The 19,972-nt window shown below is 32.4% G+C and carries 22 protein-coding genes; 20 read left to right on the top strand and 2 right to left on the bottom strand.

Annotated features, from left to right (window positions below; all coding sequences use genetic code 11):
* Positions 1-27 precede the first annotated feature (27 nt).
* The 4 genes from CLJU_RS17665 to preA are packed head-to-tail and all read left to right on the top strand — an operon-like array spanning position 28 to position 4,523.
* Positions 28-1,524, top strand: coding sequence for an NCS1 family nucleobase:cation symporter-1 (locus CLJU_RS17665; RefSeq protein WP_013240214.1), 1,497 nt, complete (start codon positions 28-30; stop codon positions 1,522-1,524).
* Between the two features lie 32 nt (positions 1,525-1,556).
* On the top strand, positions 1,557-2,924 hold the full coding sequence (hydA, locus tag CLJU_RS17660; protein ID WP_013240213.1) for a dihydropyrimidinase: 1,368 nt from the start codon (positions 1,557-1,559) through the stop codon (positions 2,922-2,924).
* Between the two features lie 41 nt (positions 2,925-2,965).
* Positions 2,966-3,295 (top strand): hypothetical protein, encoded by a 330-nt coding sequence (locus CLJU_RS17655; protein WP_013240212.1) that lies wholly within the window; start codon positions 2,966-2,968, stop codon positions 3,293-3,295.
* 1 nt (position 3,296) lies between these two features.
* The gene (preA, locus tag CLJU_RS17650) at positions 3,297-4,523 is read left to right on the top strand and encodes an NAD-dependent dihydropyrimidine dehydrogenase subunit PreA (RefSeq protein WP_013240211.1); all 1,227 of its coding nucleotides are present in this window, start codon (positions 3,297-3,299) and stop codon (positions 4,521-4,523) included.
* A gap of 47 nt (positions 4,524-4,570) precedes the next feature.
* On the opposite strand, the gene CLJU_RS17645 is transcribed toward preA, so the two are convergent.
* Entirely contained in the window at positions 4,571-5,212 is a 642-nt protein-coding gene (locus CLJU_RS17645) for a TetR/AcrR family transcriptional regulator (protein WP_013240210.1), read from the bottom strand.
* Positions 5,213-5,283: 71 nt separating this feature from the next.
* Complete coding sequence (locus tag CLJU_RS17640) at positions 5,284-6,546, bottom strand: Nramp family divalent metal transporter (RefSeq protein WP_013240209.1); 1,263 nt, start codon at positions 6,544-6,546, stop codon at positions 5,284-5,286.
* A 227-nt stretch (positions 6,547-6,773) separates the two neighbouring features.
* Here CLJU_RS17640 and CLJU_RS23215 point away from each other — a divergent pair, with 227 nt between their 5' ends.
* The 16 genes from CLJU_RS23215 (at position 6,774) to pyrE (ending at position 19,759) form a co-directional block, all read left to right on the top strand.
* Complete coding sequence (locus CLJU_RS23215) at positions 6,774-7,037, top strand: EAL domain-containing protein (protein WP_013240208.1); 264 nt, start codon at positions 6,774-6,776, stop codon at positions 7,035-7,037.
* A 73-nt stretch (positions 7,038-7,110) separates the two neighbouring features.
* Positions 7,111-7,473, top strand: coding sequence for an EAL domain-containing protein (locus tag CLJU_RS23210; RefSeq protein WP_013240207.1), 363 nt, complete (start codon positions 7,111-7,113; stop codon positions 7,471-7,473).
* Between the two features lie 269 nt (positions 7,474-7,742).
* A complete protein-coding gene (locus CLJU_RS23070) occupies positions 7,743-8,195 on the top strand; it encodes a diguanylate cyclase domain-containing protein (protein WP_144289726.1) in 453 nt (150 codons plus the stop codon).
* Positions 8,196-8,358: 163 nt separating this feature from the next.
* The gene (locus tag CLJU_RS17630) at positions 8,359-8,523 is read left to right on the top strand and encodes a zinc-ribbon domain-containing protein (protein WP_013240204.1); all 165 of its coding nucleotides are present in this window, start codon (positions 8,359-8,361) and stop codon (positions 8,521-8,523) included.
* Between the two features lie 82 nt (positions 8,524-8,605).
* Entirely contained in the window at positions 8,606-9,499 is an 894-nt protein-coding gene (locus tag CLJU_RS17625) for a YitT family protein (protein ID WP_013240203.1), read from the top strand.
* A gap of 159 nt (positions 9,500-9,658) precedes the next feature.
* Positions 9,659-10,414, top strand: coding sequence for a type I methionyl aminopeptidase (map, locus tag CLJU_RS17620; protein ID WP_013240202.1), 756 nt, complete (start codon positions 9,659-9,661; stop codon positions 10,412-10,414).
* 249 nt (positions 10,415-10,663) lie between these two features.
* On the top strand, positions 10,664-11,926 hold the full coding sequence (locus CLJU_RS17615) for a multidrug effflux MFS transporter (RefSeq protein ID WP_013240201.1): 1,263 nt from the start codon (positions 10,664-10,666) through the stop codon (positions 11,924-11,926).
* A gap of 532 nt (positions 11,927-12,458) precedes the next feature.
* Positions 12,459-13,718, top strand: coding sequence for a double-cubane-cluster-containing anaerobic reductase (locus CLJU_RS17610; RefSeq protein WP_013240200.1), 1,260 nt, complete (start codon positions 12,459-12,461; stop codon positions 13,716-13,718).
* 17 nt (positions 13,719-13,735) lie between these two features.
* Complete coding sequence (locus tag CLJU_RS17605) at positions 13,736-13,987, top strand: putative Se/S carrier protein (RefSeq protein ID WP_013240199.1); 252 nt, start codon at positions 13,736-13,738, stop codon at positions 13,985-13,987.
* 145 nt (positions 13,988-14,132) lie between these two features.
* Positions 14,133-14,888: an acyl-CoA dehydratase activase gene (locus CLJU_RS17600; protein ID WP_013240198.1), complete on the top strand. Its 756-nt coding sequence runs from the start codon at positions 14,133-14,135 to the stop codon at positions 14,886-14,888.
* A gap of 208 nt (positions 14,889-15,096) precedes the next feature.
* Positions 15,097-16,017: an aspartate carbamoyltransferase gene (gene pyrB / locus CLJU_RS17595; RefSeq protein WP_013240197.1), complete on the top strand. Its 921-nt coding sequence runs from the start codon at positions 15,097-15,099 to the stop codon at positions 16,015-16,017.
* A gap of 15 nt (positions 16,018-16,032) precedes the next feature.
* Positions 16,033-16,470 (top strand): aspartate carbamoyltransferase regulatory subunit, encoded by a 438-nt coding sequence (locus CLJU_RS17590; protein ID WP_013240196.1) that lies wholly within the window; start codon positions 16,033-16,035, stop codon positions 16,468-16,470.
* Between the two features lie 36 nt (positions 16,471-16,506).
* Positions 16,507-17,376: an orotidine-5'-phosphate decarboxylase gene (gene pyrF, locus CLJU_RS17585; protein ID WP_013240195.1), complete on the top strand. Its 870-nt coding sequence runs from the start codon at positions 16,507-16,509 to the stop codon at positions 17,374-17,376.
* A 77-nt stretch (positions 17,377-17,453) separates the two neighbouring features.
* Positions 17,454-18,206, top strand: a complete 753-nt coding sequence (locus CLJU_RS17580) for a dihydroorotate dehydrogenase electron transfer subunit (protein WP_013240194.1) — start codon at positions 17,454-17,456, stop codon at positions 18,204-18,206.
* Positions 18,207-18,285: 79 nt separating this feature from the next.
* The gene (locus CLJU_RS17575) at positions 18,286-19,176 is read left to right on the top strand and encodes a dihydroorotate dehydrogenase (RefSeq protein ID WP_013240193.1); all 891 of its coding nucleotides are present in this window, start codon (positions 18,286-18,288) and stop codon (positions 19,174-19,176) included.
* A gap of 10 nt (positions 19,177-19,186) precedes the next feature.
* Complete coding sequence (gene pyrE / locus CLJU_RS17570; protein WP_013240192.1) at positions 19,187-19,759, top strand: orotate phosphoribosyltransferase; 573 nt, start codon at positions 19,187-19,189, stop codon at positions 19,757-19,759.
* Positions 19,760-19,972 lie beyond the last annotated feature (213 nt).

The following is a 19,972-nucleotide window of genomic DNA, read 5'->3' as shown; positions in this document are numbered from 1 at the left end:
GTCTATTAAAAGGAAGAGGGGATCTATATGGAACAGCCAGTAGAAAAAGAAATATATGAATTAGATCAATCCGATACAACTGTTACAGAAAGTAAACTGTACAATGGCGATAACGCACCAGTTCCGGTTAAGGAAAGGACCTGGAATACCTATAATTTCACTGCTCTCTGGATTGGAATGGCTCACTGTATACCTACCTATATGCTAGCGGGAAGCTTGATATCACTGGGAATGAACTGGAAACAAGCATTATTTACAATTACTCTTGGAAACCTAATAGTTTTAGTACCAATTTTATTGAACGCCCATCCTGGAACTAAATATGGAATTAACTTTCCGGTATTTTCAAGGCTATCCTTTGGAGTATTTGGTGCAAATATACCTGCAATTTTAAGGGCAGTTGTTGCCTGCGGGTGGTTTGGAATAAATACCTATATAGGCGGAAGTGCATTAAATGTATTGTTTTCAGCTGTAATTCCAGGATGGAAAACTCTTGGGGGAAGTTTTCAAATAGCAGGACTTAGTTTGCCGTCTGGTATAACATTTATGATATTCTGGGGCCTTGAGATGTTTGTTATATTTAAAGGCATGGAGCAGCTGAAAAGATTTGAAAACTGGGCAGCTCCACTAGTTATGGTTTTAGCTTTTGTTTTGATGGCTTGGGCAATTAAATCTGCTCACGGCTTTGGACCACTTTTAAGTTCACCAGGCAAATTGCATACCATGAGTGATTTTATGAAAGTATTTCCTGCTTCACTTACCAGCATGGTAGGATTTTGGGCAACACTGTCTTTAAATATACCAGATTTTACAAGATATGCAAAGGGTCAGAAAGAGCAGTTAATAGGACAATCTTTAGGACTTCCTATAACTATGACAGTATTTTCTGCTATGGGTATAATAATAACTTCTGCTACTGCAGTAATATTTGGAAAAAGCATGTGGAGTCCGGTAGATATAATATCGAAATTTTCAAATCCTTTTGCAATGTTAGTAGGTTTCTTTGGTATAGTAGTTGCTTCTCTTTCTGTTAATATTGCCGCAAACATTGTTTCACCAGCAAATGATTTTTCAAATGTAGCACCGAAACATATAAGTTTTAAAATGGGAGGGCTTATTACAGGTATTATAGGAATACTCATAATGCCATGGAAGCTTTTAGCAGATCCTAGTGGATATGTGTATACATGGCTTGACACTTATTCTGGAATACTTGGACCTGTAGCTGCAATAATCATATGTGATTATTGGCTTATAAAAAAGACCAAGGTAAATCTTAAAGATCTGTATCTTAAAGAAGGATTGTATACCTATAAGAAAGGGTTTAATCCAAAGGCAATTATTGCACTTGTTTTAGGAATTTTTGCAGCTCTTATAGGTAAAATAGTCCCTAGCTTAAGTGGAATAGTAAATTATGCTTGGTTTGTAGGTTTTGGAGTTTCATTTGTTGTTTATTATTTATTAAGTGCAGGATCTAAAGATTCAGGCAAAATTAATAGTCAGCCTGAAGAATTTGAAGAATAAAGCTTTTAGATTATTTTATGAGGTGATAAATTATGGATTTGATTATAAAAAATGGAGTTATAATAACGGCTAAAGATACTTATAAAGCAGATATAGGCATAAAAAATGGGAAAATTGCAGTCATAGGAAAAGAAATTGAGGGTAGTGGAGAAGAGATAATAGATGCAGAAGGAAAATATGTATTACCAGGGGCAATAGATGCACATACACATCTTGAAATGCCCTTTGGGGGCACCATATCTGCAGATAGTTATGAGGCAGGTACGAGAGCTGCTGCCTGTGGAGGTACAACTACAGTTTTTGATTTTGCACTGCAGCAGAAAGGCCACGGCATAATTCAAACGGCTAGGGAAAGAGATGAGCTCTGTGCACCACAAGCTTGTGTTGATTATGCTTTTCACGTAGTTATATCTGATTTAAGACCAGAAATTTTAGATGAATTTCAAGCTGCAGTAGATTATGGACTTCCCAGCTTTAAAGTGTATATGGTATATAAAAAAGAAGGGCTTATGGCAGATGATGGAGTGCTTTGCCAGGTGCTTGAAAAATCCAAGGAAACAGGAGCACTTATTTCAGTGCATGCAGAAAACCCTGATTTAATAGACATAAGAACGGATAAATATCTGAAAGAAGGAAAAACTTCTGCCTGGTATCACTATATGTCAAGACCTGAATTTGTAGAAGCAGAGGCGGATAAGAGGGCAATACACTGGGCAAAATCACTAAATGCTCCCCTTTATATAGTACATCTTGCAAACAAAGAAGGTATGGAAGAAGTAAAGAGGGCAAAAGATGAAGGATATGAAATATATGCAGAAACTTGTCCTCAATATTTATATTTTACAAGCGAAGTTTACAAGAGAGAAGACGGTAGAAATTTTGTGTGCTCCCCACCAATGAAAGGGAAAGAAAGCTTAGATGCCCTATGGAAAGGTATAAAAACAGGTGATATTTCTACTATAGCTACAGATCATTGTCCATTTCAAAGTTCTGAAAAAGATTGGGGAAAAGATGATTTTACAAAGATACCAAATGGATGTATGGGCATAGAAAATATGTATCCATATATGTTAAGTGAAGCAAATAAAGGAAGGATTTCCTTTAACAAGGCAGTAGAAGTTTGCAGTGCAAACCCTGCAAAAATATTTGGATGTGATAATCAAAAGGGTAGTATTGTAATAGGAAAAGATGCTGATATTGTAATCTATGATCCTAAAAAGGAATTTACAATTTCAAAGAATAATATGCATTCTGATGTAGATTATACCATATGGGAAGGAGTTAAATTGAAAGGATATCCAGTTATGACTTTATCAAGAGGAAAGCTTGTATTTAAAGATGGAGAATTTGTAGGAAAACCCGGTTGGGGAAAATTCTTAAAGAGAAAGATAAAGAGGTAATTAGGCATTTTCTTTCAAATGCCTTAATAGGAGGACTTAATATGGACAAGAAAAATGATATGAAATTTAGTCAGATAACAGAAGAAGTTTCTAGATGTCTTTTATGTTATGATCCACCTTGCAGTAAAGCATGTCCGGGAGGAAAAAATGCAGCAGATATTATAATGTCTCTAAGATTTAAGAATTATAAAGGAGCCTGTCATAAGTTTATGAATGACTTATATAAATCTGGTGAATGTGGTCTTGCATGCAATAATAAGATGTATTGTCAAAGAAATTGCATAAGGGGAAAAATAGATAGACCCATAAAGATAAGGATGATACACAAATTTCTTCATGAAGAGAGCTTAAAAGTGGAGGAGGTAATTTAAAATGAGGGACCTTTCTATAGAGTTTTGTGGTATAAAGTGCGAAAATCCATTTTTCTTGTCCTCTTCTGTAATTAGCAATAACTTTGAAATGTGCGCTAAAGCTCTAAACATGGGCTGGGCTGGTGTGGTATTTAAGACTATAGGCTTTTATGTTGCAGATGAGGTATCTCCTAGGTTTGATGCAATAGGCAAAGAGAATACTCCTTTTATAGGATTTAAAAATTTGGAGCAGATATCAGAGCATCCTTTAGAATATAATCTAGAATGTATAAGTAAATTGAAGAGAGAATTTAAAGATAAAGTTATTGTTGCATCCATTATGGGAGAAAATGAACAGCAGTGGACTAAGCTGGCGGAGTTAGTTACAAAGGCAGGTGCAGATATAATTGAATGTAACTTTTCATGTCCCCAGATGGCGGAAGAATCCATGGGGTCAGATGTAGGTCAAAATCCTGAACTTGTAGAGAAATACTGCAAAGCTGTAAGAAGAGGAACTTCACTTCCTGTACTTGCCAAGATGACTCCCAATATAGGGAATATGGTAATCCCTGCAGAAGCTTCAATACACGGCGGCGCAGATGGAATAGCTGCTATAAACACTGTAAAAAGTATAACTAGGGTTGATTTAGATAAGTTCTCACCTTATCCAATAATAAATGGTAAGTCAGCTGTATCTGGATATTCAGGAAAGGCAATCAAGCCTATAGCTCTTAGATTTATAAGTGACTTGGCTAAGAGTGAAAAACTAAAAGAAATTCCTATAAGTGGAATAGGTGGAATAGAAACTTGGGAAGATGCAGTAGAATTTTTACTGCTAGGAGCATCCAATATTCAAATTACTACAGCTGTTATGCAATATGGATATAGAATAATAAAGGATTTGATAAGTGGATTGTCCTATTATATGGAAGATAAAAAATTTGAAAAAGTAAAAGATTTAGTGGGATTGGCAGTTAAAAATGTAGTGAATGCAGATGAACTTGAAAGGGATTATATAATTTATCCTGAATTTAGAGATCACAATTGTGTTGGATGTGGAAGATGTTATATATCTTGTTTTGATGGAGGACATCAAGCTATAAAATGGAACTATGAATCTAGAAAACCACAGCTTATTGAAGATAAATGTGAGGGATGTCATTTATGTGCAAATATATGTCCTACTGGAGATATACTAAGTGGTAAAAAAGTAATTAAAACTGCAAAAAAAGTTAGGCAATTGGCTTAAAAATTTAAATAAATAAGACTATGAGTATGTTAGCTTATAGCCTTATTTTATTTGCAAGAGTCGCAGGGCAATTTAATAGTATCATATATTTTTATTATTTTTTCATTCAACATTTTGTCAACTAAATCAATGCAATCTCCATCGTATTTTATACTATTATTTAATAGTAACACAGAAATACCGTGTACCGCACTCCACATGGTTAATATGTCTAAAGATAGATCCTTTTCTTCTATAGTATTTTTATATACAGATTTTAGGTAATTAATGGCACTTGCTTTAAATACTTGAAAAGCTCCACCTTCATAGGATGAATTATCATCTTTGCTTATATTTACAGGTTTACTAAAATCGCTTAAGAAAATAAATTTAAAATAATCTGGATTTTCAATCATAAATTTTACATATTGTTTTCCGAGTTCAACAAGTTGTTTTTTTGGATCGGAAGGATATTTATTTACAATTTCATTCAAAGAGTTTTCAAAGCTTTTTGATACTTCCATAATGATTGCAGAAATGAGTTCATCTTTATTTTTAAAATGTTTATAGGGTGCGGTATGGCTCACGCTGCACATTTTAGCTACTTTTCTTAAAGAAAAATCTTCATATCCACTATTAGTTAGAAGCTCAATTCCCTTTTTTATCATTTCTTCTTTTAAATTTCCATGATGATATTTTTCTTTATCCAATATTATCTTCCTTTCAAATTGATATATTTAAAGTAATTATAACCTTTGCCGATCATATAGGCAATGTTGTATTAAACATTGCCCGTAAAAGTTAAACATATGAGTAAAGCATTTAACCCTATTATTACACAGGTTATAATCCATCCTACAGTTTTTGTAAGAGGCTTATTGACAAGGTTACCCATGAGATCTTTTCGACTGGTTATAAGCAGCATAGGTATTATTGCAAGGGGGAGGGCAAAACTTAATGCAACCTGGCTTAGCACTAAAGCTTTCATTGGATTCATTCCAAGACATATAATAACCATTGCAGGTGTCATAGTTATAAGTCTTCTAACATTAAGTGGTATATTTAGATTTACAAAACCTTTCATAATAGTCTGTCCTGCTAACGTTCCTACTGCAGATGAAGACAATCCAGATGCAATTAAGGCTATGCCAAAAATTCCACTGGATAAGGAACCTACTAGTGGTTCTAGAGACTTATGTGCCTGTTCGATGGAGTCTACAGCTATTCCATTTTTATAAAATACTGCAGCTGAAACTATTACCATTGCTGCATTTACGATAAATGCAATGTTCATGGCAATTATTATGTCAATTCTCTCCATTTTTAAGTGACTAAGCTTAGCTTTTATGCTGTCATTTCTATGATTACGACTTTGAACCAATTGAGAATGCAGATATATAACATGGGGCATAACAGTAGCTCCTAACATGCTTACAGCTATCAATACAGCACTTCCATTTGGCAGTATGGGAACAAGGGTATGTATCCCAACAGCTGTCCAATCAGGTTTAGCTATAAATAATTCCATAGAATATGCAATGCATATAACAGTTACTAATGTAGTGATTATTGCTTCTATTATCCTTTGACCATATTTCTCCATATATACAATGATATAAGTTGCTAATCCAGTGAGAAGACCTGCATAAATCATAGGAATTTTAAATAGTAGATACAATCCAAGAGTGCCGCCTAGAAATTCTGCCAAATCTGTTGCCATAGCAGCAAGTTCGGCACAAATCCATAAAAACCAGTTGGCTTTTTTTGAAAAAATCATTCCACACATTTCAGGTAGGTTGTGTCCTGTGGCAATGCCTAGCTTTGCAGACATGGACTGGAGGAAGATGGCCATTATATTGCTCCACAGGATTACCCATAGGAGAGTATAGTTAAATTGGGAGCCGGCACTTATATTTGTAGCAAAATTTCCAGGATCTATATAAGCCACGCTTACTATAAAAGCAGGCCCTAAAAATTTGGATAATTCACGGCTTTTCCCAAGTATTCCTCTATTTTTCTTCAATACATTTAACTCGTTTTCCATATTCTAAACTTACCTTCTTTATAAAAAATTTGTTAGTCTAGGCTAAAGTTCTTTCACTACTGTAAAATATGTAATGTAGGTTAAAAGTGTTACTGATGCATATGGAAAATAGGGTTATTTAGTAACTAGAACTTAATGTTTTTAACAAACTGTTATGGTATAGATAACATATAGTTAACTTGTAAAATGTATACTTTTTTTGAAGTCAAATTAATGAGGTGTATTAAATGAGCATAGAGAATGAACTTGAGAAAATATTAGCGGAAAAAAGTATCAATACTGTTTTTCAGCCTATCGTTTCTTTGAAAAATGGTTTTGTTATAGGATACGAAGCACTTAGCCGCGGACCTGAAGGTTCACCTTTGTATTTCCCAGATAAACTTTTTTCGACTACAGAAAAGTATAATAAAACATGGGAACTTGAATTTTTGTGTAGGGTAAAAGCATTGAAAAGGCAAATTCAATTGATAAAAATAAATTACTATTTATAAATGTAGATCCTAAAATATTTAGAGATGAAAGATTTAAAAGTGGGTTTACAAAGGATTTTTAAAGAAACACAATATGTCTCCAGACTTAATTATTTTTGAAATTACGGAGAAAACTGCTATAGAAGATTATAAAAGTTTTAAAAATGCCCTTGAAAATTATATTAATCAAGGATATAAAATTGCAATTGATGATACAGGGGCAGGTTATTCAGGCCTTAAAACTTTAATGGAAATAAAACCTCAGTATATTAAAATTGATATTTCTCTCATAAAAAATGTAGATAAAGATTTATTTAAACAGGAACTTATGAGAACATTTGTAACTTTGGCAAGATCTACTAATATGAAACTTATTGCAGAAGGGATTGAAACGAAAGAAGAACTTTTAACTTTAATTGAAATAGGTGTTTGTGCTGGACAGGGATATTTTCTTTAAAGACCAGCAGGAACATTTTTAGATATTCCTCAAAATGTAAGAGAAAAAATAATTGATTATAATAAAATATCTGATAACAAAGTTAAATTTGAAAAAAGTTATATTGGAGATATTGCCCAAGAAAATAAAACATTTTCGGGATCAACTAAAAGTGAAAATATAAAAAAATTTTTTGAACAATCAAGTGTTACAGGAGTATGTATAGTAAATGAAGATTTTCCCACAGGTTTAATTATGAAACACAATCTTGATTCTATGCTTGCTACAAAATATGGAATCTCAGTGTTCTTAAAAAGACCTATGGTTTTGAAAATGGAGATAAGGTATTAAAATTCACTTCAATTTTTTTAGAAAATAAGATTAAGAAATCTTTTCCATACAATAGATTTATAGGACATTTAGGAGGAGATGATTTTGTGTGTATAATAGAAGATACTGCTGCTAAGTGTTATAAATTATGTGAAGAGATGATCCGTGAATTTGATTTGAAAATACTTAATTTTTTCAATGAAAAAGATAAAGAAAATAATTACATAGAATCCTTTGATCGAAAGGGTAATAAGGATATCTTTCCACTTACATCAATTGCATTTGGAGGAATGTACGGAAATGTCAATAGATTTAAAGATGTAGATGAAATTGGTGAATATATGAGTACTTTAAAAAAACAGGCCAAAGGAAATAGGGATAGGAGCAGCTATATAATTGATGAAGTTTATTAAAATGAGGTCAATTATATTGCAAATTAAATACTAGTATGATACACTGAATAAGTATTAGTAATAACTAATGCTTAGATTTGATTAGATGAACAACATATCTCTTTTAGAAATATATTTGTGAATCGTTTTAGATCTTGATTTTTGGAAAAGGAGGTATGTTTAAATGGCAGATAAAACTATAGTTTGCAAAGACTGTGGAGAAGAATTCGTATTCACTGAAGGCGAACAAGAATTTTATAAAGAAAAAGGTTTTGAAAATGAACCTCAGAGATGTCCTGATTGTAGAAGAAAAAGAAAACAACAGAACAACAGAGGATTCAGAAGATAATACGGTGTTTACTAAAGCCCTATAGTTTTATGCTATAGGGCTTTTAAAAGTTTAGATGATTTTCATGGAAAGGAAATTGAAAATGACAAAGCACAATGTTTGGACTAATAAAAGTACTATCTATCAATATATAAAACAGTATTTACAAATGATGATAGGATGTATAATAGTAGCCTTTGGATTTAATCTGTTTTTAAAGCCTAATGAAATAGCTTCTGGTGGGACGGTTGGAATATCAATACTAGTACAGCATGTATTTGGTGTAGAGCCTGCTATTACCCAGTGGTGTGCAAATATTCCGCTGATTTTTGTAGGATTATTTTTTATGGGGAAAAAATTTGCAATGAGAACTGTATTTGGCTCTTTGGTTCTACCTTTATGCATACTTTTTACAACACATTTTCATGCTTTGACATTAAATCCTCTTTTAGGTGCTATATATGGAGGAGTACTATCAGGTATAGGACTTGGCTTAGTTTTTAAAAGTGATGGATCTACAGGGGGAACCTCAATAATAGCTAGTATTGCCAATAAATATACAGCTTTGAGCATTGGAAATTCTCAAGGATTAATAGATGGATCTGTAATTATTTGTGCTGGTTTTGTATTTGGTGCAGAAAAAGCACTTTATGCGATTATATCCATATATATAACTAGTAAGGCTATTGATTTAATACAGCTAGGATTTAGTGGATCAAAAGTTGCCTTTGTAATTTCTGATAGATCACTACTAATAAAAAAAGCTGTATTAGAGGATTTAAACAGAGGGGTTACCGTGCTGTCTGGTTTTGGTGGTTATACTGAAGAAAAACGTACAGTTTTAATGGTAGTTATGGATCAATCAGAATTGAACAGATTTAAAACTTTCATAAAAAATATCGATAAAGACTCATTTATAATAATAAGTGATACCCATGAAGTTTTAGGACAGGGATTTAAATTATATAGTGGAGTTAAGAACAAAAAAATAGTTTGATAATCAGGCTGTAAAGTATTTTCGAGGTTTATAATACAAAACTGTAGAAAATATGTAAACTGTAGTATATAATAATTAATAATTGACAACAGTTTTTTTTAGATTAATATGTTAAAATAGAAATAGGTATGGATAAATTTTAAGATAGAGGCGAGAAATTTGATAGATATAAAAACTGAAAAAGAAATAGGATATATGGCTGCAGCAGGGAAGATACTAGCATCGTGTCATAAAGAAATTAGAAAAATGATTAAGCCAGGTATAACTACTATGGAGATAGATGCTTTTACGGAGAAATTTTTAAAAGAAAATGGGGCAACCCCTGAGCAAAAAGGTTATATGGGTTTTCCGTATGCTACTTGTGCTTCAGTAAATGATGAGATCTGTCATGGATTTCCAAGCAACAAACCTTTAAAAGAAGGTGATATTGTAACTATAGATATGGTTGTAAATTTAAATGGATGGTTGGCTGATTCTGCATGGTCCTATGCAGTAGGAAATATATCTAAGGAAGCTGAGGACCTTATGAAGGTTACAAAAGAATGTCTTTACAGAGGTATAAAGAAAGCTGTTGTTGGAAATAGAATAGGTGACATAGGACACGAAATACAAAGCTATGCAGAGCCACTAGGATATTCAGTAGTAAGAGATTATACAGGACATGGCATAGGAAAAGTAATGCATGATGATGTATGTGTACCTCATTATGGTAAACCAGGAAGAGGACTTAAACTTAGAGAGGGTATGGTAATTACTATAGAGCCTATGATAGATATAGGTACTTATTCAACTGTAGTAGATAGCAATAATTGGACAGCACGTACTGCAGATGGAAGTCTTTCAGCACAGTATGAGCATACTCTCGCTATAACGAAAAATGGACCTATTATTTTAACTGATCAAGACAGCATTTAGAAAGTAGAAATTAAGCAGCCGTGGATAAGTATCAGCAATACATGACATTATTCACGGCTATATATCTTTAATAATTAAAAAATAATGGAACCTAAATCAGTTCACAATTCACGAATTGCAATTGATTATTTTGTATTATGAATTATGTTATGATTTGCTATATATGGTAAATGCCATATATAGATTGACATAATAGCCCGTAGGGCTTATTTTTATACGCTAATATATAAATCTGAAAGGAAGGTATTTATGGGAAAAAGTGATATGTCAGAATCATCTAAAAGTAATGAAGTAAAACAAAAATATCTAGGAAATAAAGGTCTTATAATCCTTATCTCTTTATTAAGTGCATTTGTGCCTTTATCCACGGATCTTTATCTTCCAGCATTGCCTATGATGTCTGAATATTTCCATGTATCACAGGCTGTTACTAATCTTACGCTTATAATGTTTTTTGTATTTTTTAGCATAGGCACGCTTGTTTTTGGACCGTTAAGTGATAAATATGGACGTAAACCAGTACTTATTATGGGTCTTGTATTTTATTTAATAGGCAGTGTAATGTGTGTATTTTCGGCCAATATGACTCTTTTAATATTTTCTAGAATTATTCAAGCTGTTGGAGGAAGTGCAGCTAGTGCAGTAGCTACAGCTATTGTTAAAGATGTTTACAGCGGCAAAAAACGAGAATCGGTTTTATCTATTGTTCAATCTATGACAGTAATTTCTCCAGCTGTAGCACCAGTTTTAGGCTCATGGACTTTAAAAGTAACTTCATGGAGAGGAATATTTGTGGGGCTTGCCCTTATAGGAGTAGCATCTCTAATAGGATCTGTATTGCTAAATGAAACCTTAACAAGTTACAATAAAGGAACAGTAATGCAGACATTGGGAAGGTTAGGCGTAGTACTTAAGAATCCAGGATTTTTTTCTATGTTACTTATATTTTCTGTAGTAAATATAGCATGTATGGCGTTTATATCTGCATCATCCTATATATATCAAGAGGGCTTTAAACTTACAAGTGAAGTATACAGTTATTATTTTACTTTAAATGCAGTGGGAATGTTATTTGGTCCATTCCTTTATCTTAAGCTTGCAGGTCATCTTAAACGTGAATTTATCATTGATGCTTGCTTTATTGTAATGATAGCCAGCGGTATATTAGTTTGTATATTTGATAACAGCAAACCTTGGGTATTTGCATTAGCTCTCTTGCCTTCTACTATAGCATCATGCTGCATGCGTCCGCCAAGTACTAACTTGATGCTTGAGCAGCAGCAGAAAGATACAGGTTCAGCATCCTCACTTATAGGTGGGTTTGCAATGATTATGGGAAGCGTAGGCATGGTTATTGTTTCATTTAATTGGCCCAATCAAGTTTTTGTAATAGGAGCTCTAACTGTTGTAATAGGACTAATTTGTGGAATTGGATGGAAATTGGCTTATAAAAAACCATATGTAAGACATTTTTCTGAAATAGATATGGAACAATGTGATGTAGCAGAATAAAGAGACTTTCTAAGTAAAAATGGACTTATACTTCGGATATTTTTTACAACCACAAGTATGATTAAATACTTTGATAAGTCTAAGCAGAAAATTTATAAAAACATAAGGTCTTTTGAAAACTCATACCTCAGACAATTCAAAAGACCTAAGTTTTTTATAAATTTTCCACTAAGACTTATATACAAAGTTTTTAAATGTACTTGTTTATTGTAAAAATATGCCTGCGTATAAGTCCATTTTTAAGCTATAAAATCTGTATTTGATTATAATATCAAATATTTATTATAGTATGTTAAACATAATGATTGAATTATTACATATATGTTTACTTTTTTAAGTAACACTATAGGGATGCCAATTTGAAATTGCTATTATGTGATTTGATATAAGACAACTTTTAGCCTAGAAAGTGTGTATAAAAATATATTATAGTTGCTGTTATAACTATTTATAAATCAAATAAGTGGATAGAGCTAAATGTGATATCATAAAATCAAATGTTATAATATCTAGAGTTAAGGGGGAATATGTAGTGGCAGATTATAGAGAATTATGGAGTAAGTTGGGAATAGATCTAGAAAAACATGATAAATTATGTGAAGTGCTTCCAGAATTATACGGTGGCGTTTATTTAACCCAAAAAAATAGACCAGAGGGAATGAATTATTTTAATCTTGTAGTAGCTGAAGTCCATGGATTAAGGATACAGGAACTGGATGACTATAAAGCACAAGGTGGAAAAGTAGTAGGCACATTTTGTGTGTTTGTTCCTGATGAAGTTATACTTGCAGCAAAAGCAATAGGGGTAGGTCTTTGCTCAGGATCTCAATTTTGGGTTGAAGATGGTGAAAAGGTTTTACCAAGGAACATATGCCCTTTAATTAAGGCACTTATGGGTGCAAAAGTTGGAGGAACGTGTCCATATTTTCAATCGTGTGATATGTTAATTGGAGAAACAACCTGTGATGGAAAGAAGAAAGCTTGGGAAATATTAAATGACTATGTTCCAGTTCATGTTATGGAATTACCACAGATGAAAAGAGAAAAAAATTGTAAGGCTTGGGAAGAAGAAATAAAGGAATTTATAAGCAAGATGGAAGAACTTACGGGCAATAAGGTAACTGTAGAAAGTTTAAGACAGGGCATAAAGACTGCAAATGCGAAGAGAAGGGCACTTAAAAGATTATATGATTTGAGAAAATATAAGCCATCTCCAATAAGTGGATTAGATGTTTTATTGATATCACAAATTGCTTTCTATGATGATCCAGATAGATTTGTAGAAAAATTAAATGAACTATGCGATGAATTGGATGAAAGAGTTAAAAAAGGTGTAGACGAGGGTAAAAAAAGGATCATGATAACAGGAACCCCAATGGCACTGCCTAACTGGAAACTTCATTCTATCATAGAAGGATTAAATGCACAGGTAGTAGTTGAAGAAACATGTACAGGAACTAGATACTTTGAAAATGAAGTTTGTGAAGATGGAGAAACTATAGACGATTTAGTAAAAAATTTAGCTGACAGATATATGAAGATAAACTGTGCCTGCTTTACCCCAAATACAGGAAGAATTGATGATATAATAAAATATGTAGATGAATATCATGTAGATGGGGTAATTGATTTTAATCTTTCATTTTGCCATACTTATGCAGTAGAACATAAGGATGTAGAAAAAGTGTTAAAAGAAAAAGATATACCTTTAATTCAGATAGAAACGGATTATTCTACAGAAGATTCAGGACAGATAAAAACAAGAGTAGAAGCATTTTTAGAGATGATATAATGTAGGAGATTTATAGTATGTCAAATAAAAGATACTATATACTTTTTCCATCTCATACTGAAGGGATAAAGATGGAAAAGTTATTAAAAGGGAGTAAATTAGAATATACAATTGTGCCTACACCTAGGGAAATTTCATCCTGCTGCGGCATATCTATAATGTATAACAAGAAGGATGAAGAAGAAATAAAGCTGATGGCACAACAGCATAATGTAAAAACATTAGGCTTTCACTGTGTAGATAAAAAAATTGTGAATCCTTATTTATAATAACTCAACTTTTTTAGTTAATAGTTAAGAATGAAGAATTAATAGTTATTGTGGATTTTTTTTGTTACACTACAAAAAATCACCATTTACTATTAACTTTTCATTATTAATTATTAATTTATCTTAATATAAAAGGTGGAATTTTGTGATTTACGTAGGTATAGACATAGGTTCTACTGCTTCAAAAGTTTGTATATATGACAGTGGAATTAAGGAAACATTTGCACTTCCAACAGGTTGGAGCAGTGTAAAAACTGCTGGTGTCATAAAAGATAGACTAAAGGAAATAGGATTGGGGAAAGATAATTGTAAAATAGTAGCTACGGGGTATGGAAGAGTATCTGTTCCCTATGCTGATAAAACTATAACTGAAATTACTTGCCATGGAAAAGGTGCTTACTACCTTTTAAAAGATGACTGTACAGTAATTGATATAGGCGGCCAAGACACCAAGATAATTACCATAAAAGGTGGTAGAGTTACTAATTTTACTATGAATGACAAATGTGCAGCAGGTACAGGAAGATTCCTAGAGCTAATGGCTGGTACTTTAGGCTTTACCATAGATGAACTATGTGAAAAAGCTAAGAGTGGAAATGGAGTTACTATAAGTTCTATGTGTACTGTGTTTGCTGAATCTGAAATAACAAGTTTAATTGGAAATGGTACAAGGAGAGAAGATATAGCTTTTGGAGTAGTTGATTCTATTACAAGTAAAGTAAAATCTTTATGTCAAAAGCATGGAGACGAATTTAATTATTTTTTAACTGGTGGTTTAAGTCAAAATAAGTATATAATAAACACCCTTTCTAAAAAATTAAGCTCACCTGTTAAAAACAGTAAATTTGGAAGATATGCAGGTGCTATTGGAGCAGCTCTTTTAGCTTCAAAATTAAAATAACATGTTGACTTTGATTTGAAACTGTGATATCCTAAACACAGTAAAAATTAAACAGTAAAAGACCTTTAAAACTAGTCCTGTGAGACTAGGAAGGCATATGTAGAATATAAAATTATTATATTATGGTATAATAATGCCTTCCTTAAAGGAAGGCATTTTTTTACACCTTTAAATTTAGCACGGAGAGGCTGAGAAGGAGGAATTATTAATGTTAAAAGGAAGACATCTAATAGATATAATGGATTTTTCAATAGAAGAATTAGATGAGATATTCAAACTTGCAAATGAAATAATTTCAAAAGAGAAGGATTTTTCAAAGGTATGTGATGGAAAGCTTCTAGCAACCTTATTTTATGAACCAAGTACTAGAACTAGACTTAGTTTTGAATCTGCTATGATTAGGTTAGGTGGAAAGGTAGTAGGTTTTTCGGAACCTAATTCAAGTTCTGTTTCAAAAGGTGAAAGTATAGCAGACACAATAAGGGTAATTGGATGTTATGCAGATATTATAGCTATGAGACATCCTAAAGAAGGTGCACCTAAGATAGCATCTATGTATTCTACAGTACCTGTTATAAATGCAGGAGACGGTGGTCACCAACATCCAACACAAACACTTACAGATCTTTTAACCATTAAATCTATAAAAGGAACATTATCCAATCTAAAAATAGGCTGCTGTGGTGACTTGAAGTTTGGAAGAACAGTACACTCACTCATAAATGCCATGTCCAGATATGAAAACAATAGTTTTACTCTTATATCCCCGGAAGAATTGAAAGTACCTGATTACGTTAAAAAAGAATTAAATAGAAAAGGTGTTAACTACAGCGAAACTAAAAATTTAGAAGATGCTATAGGTTCTCTTGACATACTTTATATGACCAGGGTACAGAAAGAAAGATTTTTTAATGAAGAAGATTATATAAGACTTAAAGATATATATATATTAAGCAAAGATAAAATGTCTAAAGCGGGTAAGGATATGATAGTACTTCACCCACTTCCAAGAGTAAATGAAATTCCATATGAAATAGATAGTGATCCAAGAGCTTGTTACTTTAAACAAGTTAAATATGGTATGTATGTGAGAATGGCATTAATGTTGAAATTACTTGGAATTAGGTAGGGGAGGAAGATAAACATGCTTACAATAAATAGTGTAAAGAACGGTATTGTAATTGACCATATAAGAGCAGGATACGGAATGAAAATATTTAATTACCTAGAACTAAACAAGGCAAAGTATTCTGTGGCGCTTATAATGAATGCCGTAAGTGAAAAATTAGGAAGAAAAGATATAATTAAAATAGAAAATAATTTGGAACTGGATTTTACAGTACTTGGATTTATAGATCCTAACATTACAATTGATATAATAAAAGATGAAAAAATATATAAGAAGATAAAATTGAAACTTCCAGACAAAATTGAAAATATAATAGAATGTAAAAATCCAAGATGTGTTACTTCTGTAGAAAAAAATATACCTCATATTTTTAATCTGGTGGACGAAAAAACAGGTGCCTATAGATGTGAATATTGCGATCAGATATATGAGAATTTATCGAAATATCTTTAAATTAAAGTAAAATTATATTTAAAGAAAGGGCTTTTTATGATTATAGATAAATTGTACGATGATGTTTTAAAAAAGGGAAATGTATGTGTGGGACTAGATACTGCATTAGAATATATACCAAAACATGTATTAAGTTCAAATGAAAATATAGCAGATGCTGTATTTGAATTTAATAAAACTATAATAGATAGTACTTGCGATGTAGTAGCTTGTTATAAAGTACAAATTGCATACTACGAAGCCTTGGGTATGGAGGGACTCAGGGCATATAGTAGAACCTTAAAGTATATAAGAAATAAAAAGGTTTTAACGATTGCAGATATCAAAAGAGGAGATATAGCAAAAACAGCGGAAATGTATGCAAAGGCACATTTTAAAGGTGAATTTGAAAGTGATTTTATAACTTTAAATCCTTACATGGGATTTGATACATTAGAACCTTACTTACCTTATATTGAGAATGACAATAAGGGAATGTTTGTGCTCATACGTACGTCAAATAGAGGAGCAGAAGATATTCAGTATATAGATACTAAAGAGGATAAAAAACTTTACAATATAGTAGGAGAAAAAGTAAATTTTCTTGGAAAGAAATATTTAGGAGACTGTGGCTACAGTTCCATAGGTGGGGTAATAGGGTGTACTCATCAGGAAGAAGGAATACAGCTTAGACACAATCTAGATAGTGTATTTTTCTTAATACCTGGATATGGAGCCCAAGGGGGAACAGCTCAGGACATTGCTGCTTATCTTAAAAAGGGCAACGGCGGTGTAGTGAATTCTTCAAGAGGAATACTTCTAGCATATAGAAAAAGAAAAAATGGCGAAAAGAATTATGGAGAATGTGCTAGAGAAGAGTGTATTAGAATTAGAGATGATATATTTAAGGTATTTTCAAAGAAATAGCCAGTTAGTATGCTAGTCTATTTTCTTTCAAATGCCTTAAGGCATCAAAAAATATTTAGAAATGGAGAAGAAATGCATTGAAAAATGAGTTAAGCTATACCACTGAAAAAGTATATAAAAATGAAAAAACAGCTGAAGGTATTTATAAACTTGAAATTCAGGGAAAGTTCAAGGGCAAACCAGGGCAGTTTTATATGCTGAGGTGCTGGAAACTAGAACCACTGCTTTCAAGGCCTATAAGCATACATTATTTAGATACAAATAAAATAGTTTTTTTGTATCAAGTAGTAGGGGAAGGTACTGAAAAGTTAAGCAAATTGAAAACGGGGGATGAAATAAAACTTTTAGGGCCTTTGGGAAATGGATTTGATATAGAAAATTTGAAAACAAAAACTGCTATTATTGCAGGAGGTATAGGAATTGCCCCAATGTTTTATCTTGCTCAAAGCATAAGAAAACAACATGAGAATTGTAAATTAGATCTTTATGCTGGTTTTAGAGATAGTGTGTATTCTATAGATAAATTTAAACCTTTTGTAGATGACATATACATTTCTACAGAAACGGGAAGTCAAGGTACAAAGGGCTATGTAACTGATGAATTTAGGCCTGAACTCTATGATGCTGTACTATGTTGTGGGCCGGAAGTTATGATGAAAAAAGTAATAAGTATGTGTAGCAAAAAACAGGTAACCGTATATGTTTCAATGGAAAATCGTATGGCCTGTGGAGTGGGAGCATGTCTTGTATGTACTTGTAGTACCATTAAAGGTAATAAACGAGCATGTAAAGATGGACCAGTTTTCTTAGGAAGCGATATAGTACTGTAATTTTTAAAAAGTTTGAAATAACTAGTTAGTATGCTATTTCAAATGCACAAAGATAAAAGGGGAAAGGAAGTTTAACCAATTGATAGATATATGCGGTGTGAATTTTAAAAATCCTGTAATCGGAGCATCTGGAACCTTTGGATTTGGTGAAGAATATAATCAAATTTATGATGTATCAAAATTGGGAGGAATATGTTCTAAGGGTCTTACGTTAAAAAGAAAAGAAGGAAATGGCGGCATAAGAAGCTATGAAACTAAAGCAGGTATATTAAATAGTGTGGGACTTCAAAATCCAGGAGTAGAACATTTTATAAATTTTGAACTTCCTAAAATGAAAAAATTTGATACAGTTGTTATAGCTAACATAGGCGGAAGTACTATAGATGATTATGTTGAATCCGTGGAGAAGCTAAGTAGTTCGGATGTAGACATTATAGAACTGAACATATCTTGCCCTAATGTAAAAAGTGGGGGTATGGCTTTTGGAATAAAATCAAAGGTAGCCTATGAAATAGTAAGTGCTGTAAGGAAAGTCTGCAAAAAACCACTTATGGTGAAGTTATCTCCTAATGCTGAAGATATCGTAGATATGGCGTATAAGTGCTGCGATGCAGGAGCGGATAGCTTATCCCTTGTAAATACATTTAAGGCTATGGCTATAGATATTAAAAACAGGAAGGCAGTATTTGATAATATAACTTCCGGATTGTCGGGACCGGCAATAAAACCCATTGCATTAAGAATGGTATATGAAGTTTCAAAAGCTGTAAAAGTTCCTGTAGTTGGAATAGGTGGAATAGTAAGCTTTCAAGATGCGATAGAATTTATAATGGCGGGAGCTTATGCAATTCAAGTAGGTACTGCAAACTTTATAAAACCAGACATATGTTTGGATATAATAGATGGTATAGAGAAATATATGAAAGATGAAAATATAAAAGATTTAAGTGAAATAAGAGGAATAATTTAGGAGGACAGTTATGGATAATTTAGTTATAAATACATTGAAAGAAGTAGGAGCACTTTTGGAAGGGCATTTTCTACTTTCTTCAGGAAAACACAGTGATAGGTATTGTCAGTGTGCAAAACTTTTACAGTATCCTGACAGGGCAAAAGATGTAATAGCAGTTATTGCAGACAAATTAGAGAATGTTGACTATGATAAAATAGTTGGACCTGCAATGGGGGGGATATTAGTTTCCTATGAACTTGCAAGGCAAACGGGCAAACCAGGAATATTTGCTGAAAGGCAAAATGGAAATATGACTATAAGAAGGGGATTTGAAATAAAAGAAGGAGAAAAAATTATAATTTCTGAAGATGTGGTAACTACAGGAAAATCATCTGTAGAGGTTGCTAAGGTAATTCAGGAATTAGGTGGAGAGGTTGTAGGCATATGTTGCATAGTAGACAGAAGAGCAGAAGGTGTCAAAATAGAATATCCAATTTATAGTGCAGTAAAACTTAATATAAACACTTATGATAAGGAAAATTGTCCTATGTGTAAGCAAGGACAAGAATATGTAAAGCCTGGAAGTAGAGTATTCAAATAAGTCGAAAAAATCAATGCACGATGCAGAATTGACAATTAAATTATTAGATTTTAGATTTTTCATAACGCTCACGGAGAAAAATCCACAGAAATTGTGAATTGATTACTTAAAAATAAGCCTATTTCTATAGCACATTAACTGTGTTTTTAGGAATAGGCTTATTTAAGTAAATAGCTTAAATAAGCCTTTCACAATTTTATGGAGTTTTACAAA

Source organism: Clostridium ljungdahlii DSM 13528 (assembly GCF_000143685.1).
GTDB lineage: Bacteria > Bacillota > Clostridia > Clostridiales > Clostridiaceae > Clostridium_B > Clostridium_B ljungdahlii.
The sequence above is the reverse complement of the archived record's forward strand: the minus strand, read 5'-3'. Positions and strand labels throughout refer to the sequence as shown.

Excerpts from the sequence above, each read along its gene's own strand:
- pyrB (WP_013240197.1), top strand. The coding sequence starts at position 15,097 with ATGTTAAAAGGAAGACATCTAATAGATATAATGGATTTTTCAATAGAA.
- hydA (WP_013240213.1), top strand. The coding sequence starts at position 1,557 with ATGGATTTGATTATAAAAAATGGAGTTATAATAACGGCTAAAGATACT.
- CLJU_RS17665 (WP_013240214.1), top strand. The coding sequence starts at position 28 with ATGGAACAGCCAGTAGAAAAAGAAATATATGAATTAGATCAATCCGAT.
- CLJU_RS17590 (WP_013240196.1), top strand. The coding sequence starts at position 16,033 with ATGCTTACAATAAATAGTGTAAAGAACGGTATTGTAATTGACCATATA.
- CLJU_RS23215 (WP_013240208.1), top strand. The coding sequence starts at position 6,774 with ATGAGCATAGAGAATGAACTTGAGAAAATATTAGCGGAAAAAAGTATC.
- CLJU_RS23210 (WP_013240207.1), top strand. The coding sequence starts at position 7,111 with ATGTCTCCAGACTTAATTATTTTTGAAATTACGGAGAAAACTGCTATA.
- CLJU_RS17615 (WP_013240201.1), top strand. The coding sequence starts at position 10,664 with ATGGGAAAAAGTGATATGTCAGAATCATCTAAAAGTAATGAAGTAAAA.
- CLJU_RS17625 (WP_013240203.1), top strand. The coding sequence starts at position 8,606 with ATGACAAAGCACAATGTTTGGACTAATAAAAGTACTATCTATCAATAT.
- preA (WP_013240211.1), top strand. The coding sequence starts at position 3,297 with ATGAGGGACCTTTCTATAGAGTTTTGTGGTATAAAGTGCGAAAATCCA.
- pyrF (WP_013240195.1), top strand. The coding sequence starts at position 16,507 with ATGATTATAGATAAATTGTACGATGATGTTTTAAAAAAGGGAAATGTA.
- CLJU_RS17655 (WP_013240212.1), top strand. The coding sequence starts at position 2,966 with ATGGACAAGAAAAATGATATGAAATTTAGTCAGATAACAGAAGAAGTT.
- CLJU_RS17630 (WP_013240204.1), top strand. The coding sequence starts at position 8,359 with ATGGCAGATAAAACTATAGTTTGCAAAGACTGTGGAGAAGAATTCGTA.
- pyrE (WP_013240192.1), top strand. The coding sequence starts at position 19,187 with ATGGATAATTTAGTTATAAATACATTGAAAGAAGTAGGAGCACTTTTG.
- CLJU_RS17640 (WP_013240209.1), bottom strand. The coding sequence starts at position 6,546 with ATGGAAAACGAGTTAAATGTATTGAAGAAAAATAGAGGAATACTTGGG.
- CLJU_RS17605 (WP_013240199.1), top strand. The coding sequence starts at position 13,736 with ATGTCAAATAAAAGATACTATATACTTTTTCCATCTCATACTGAAGGG.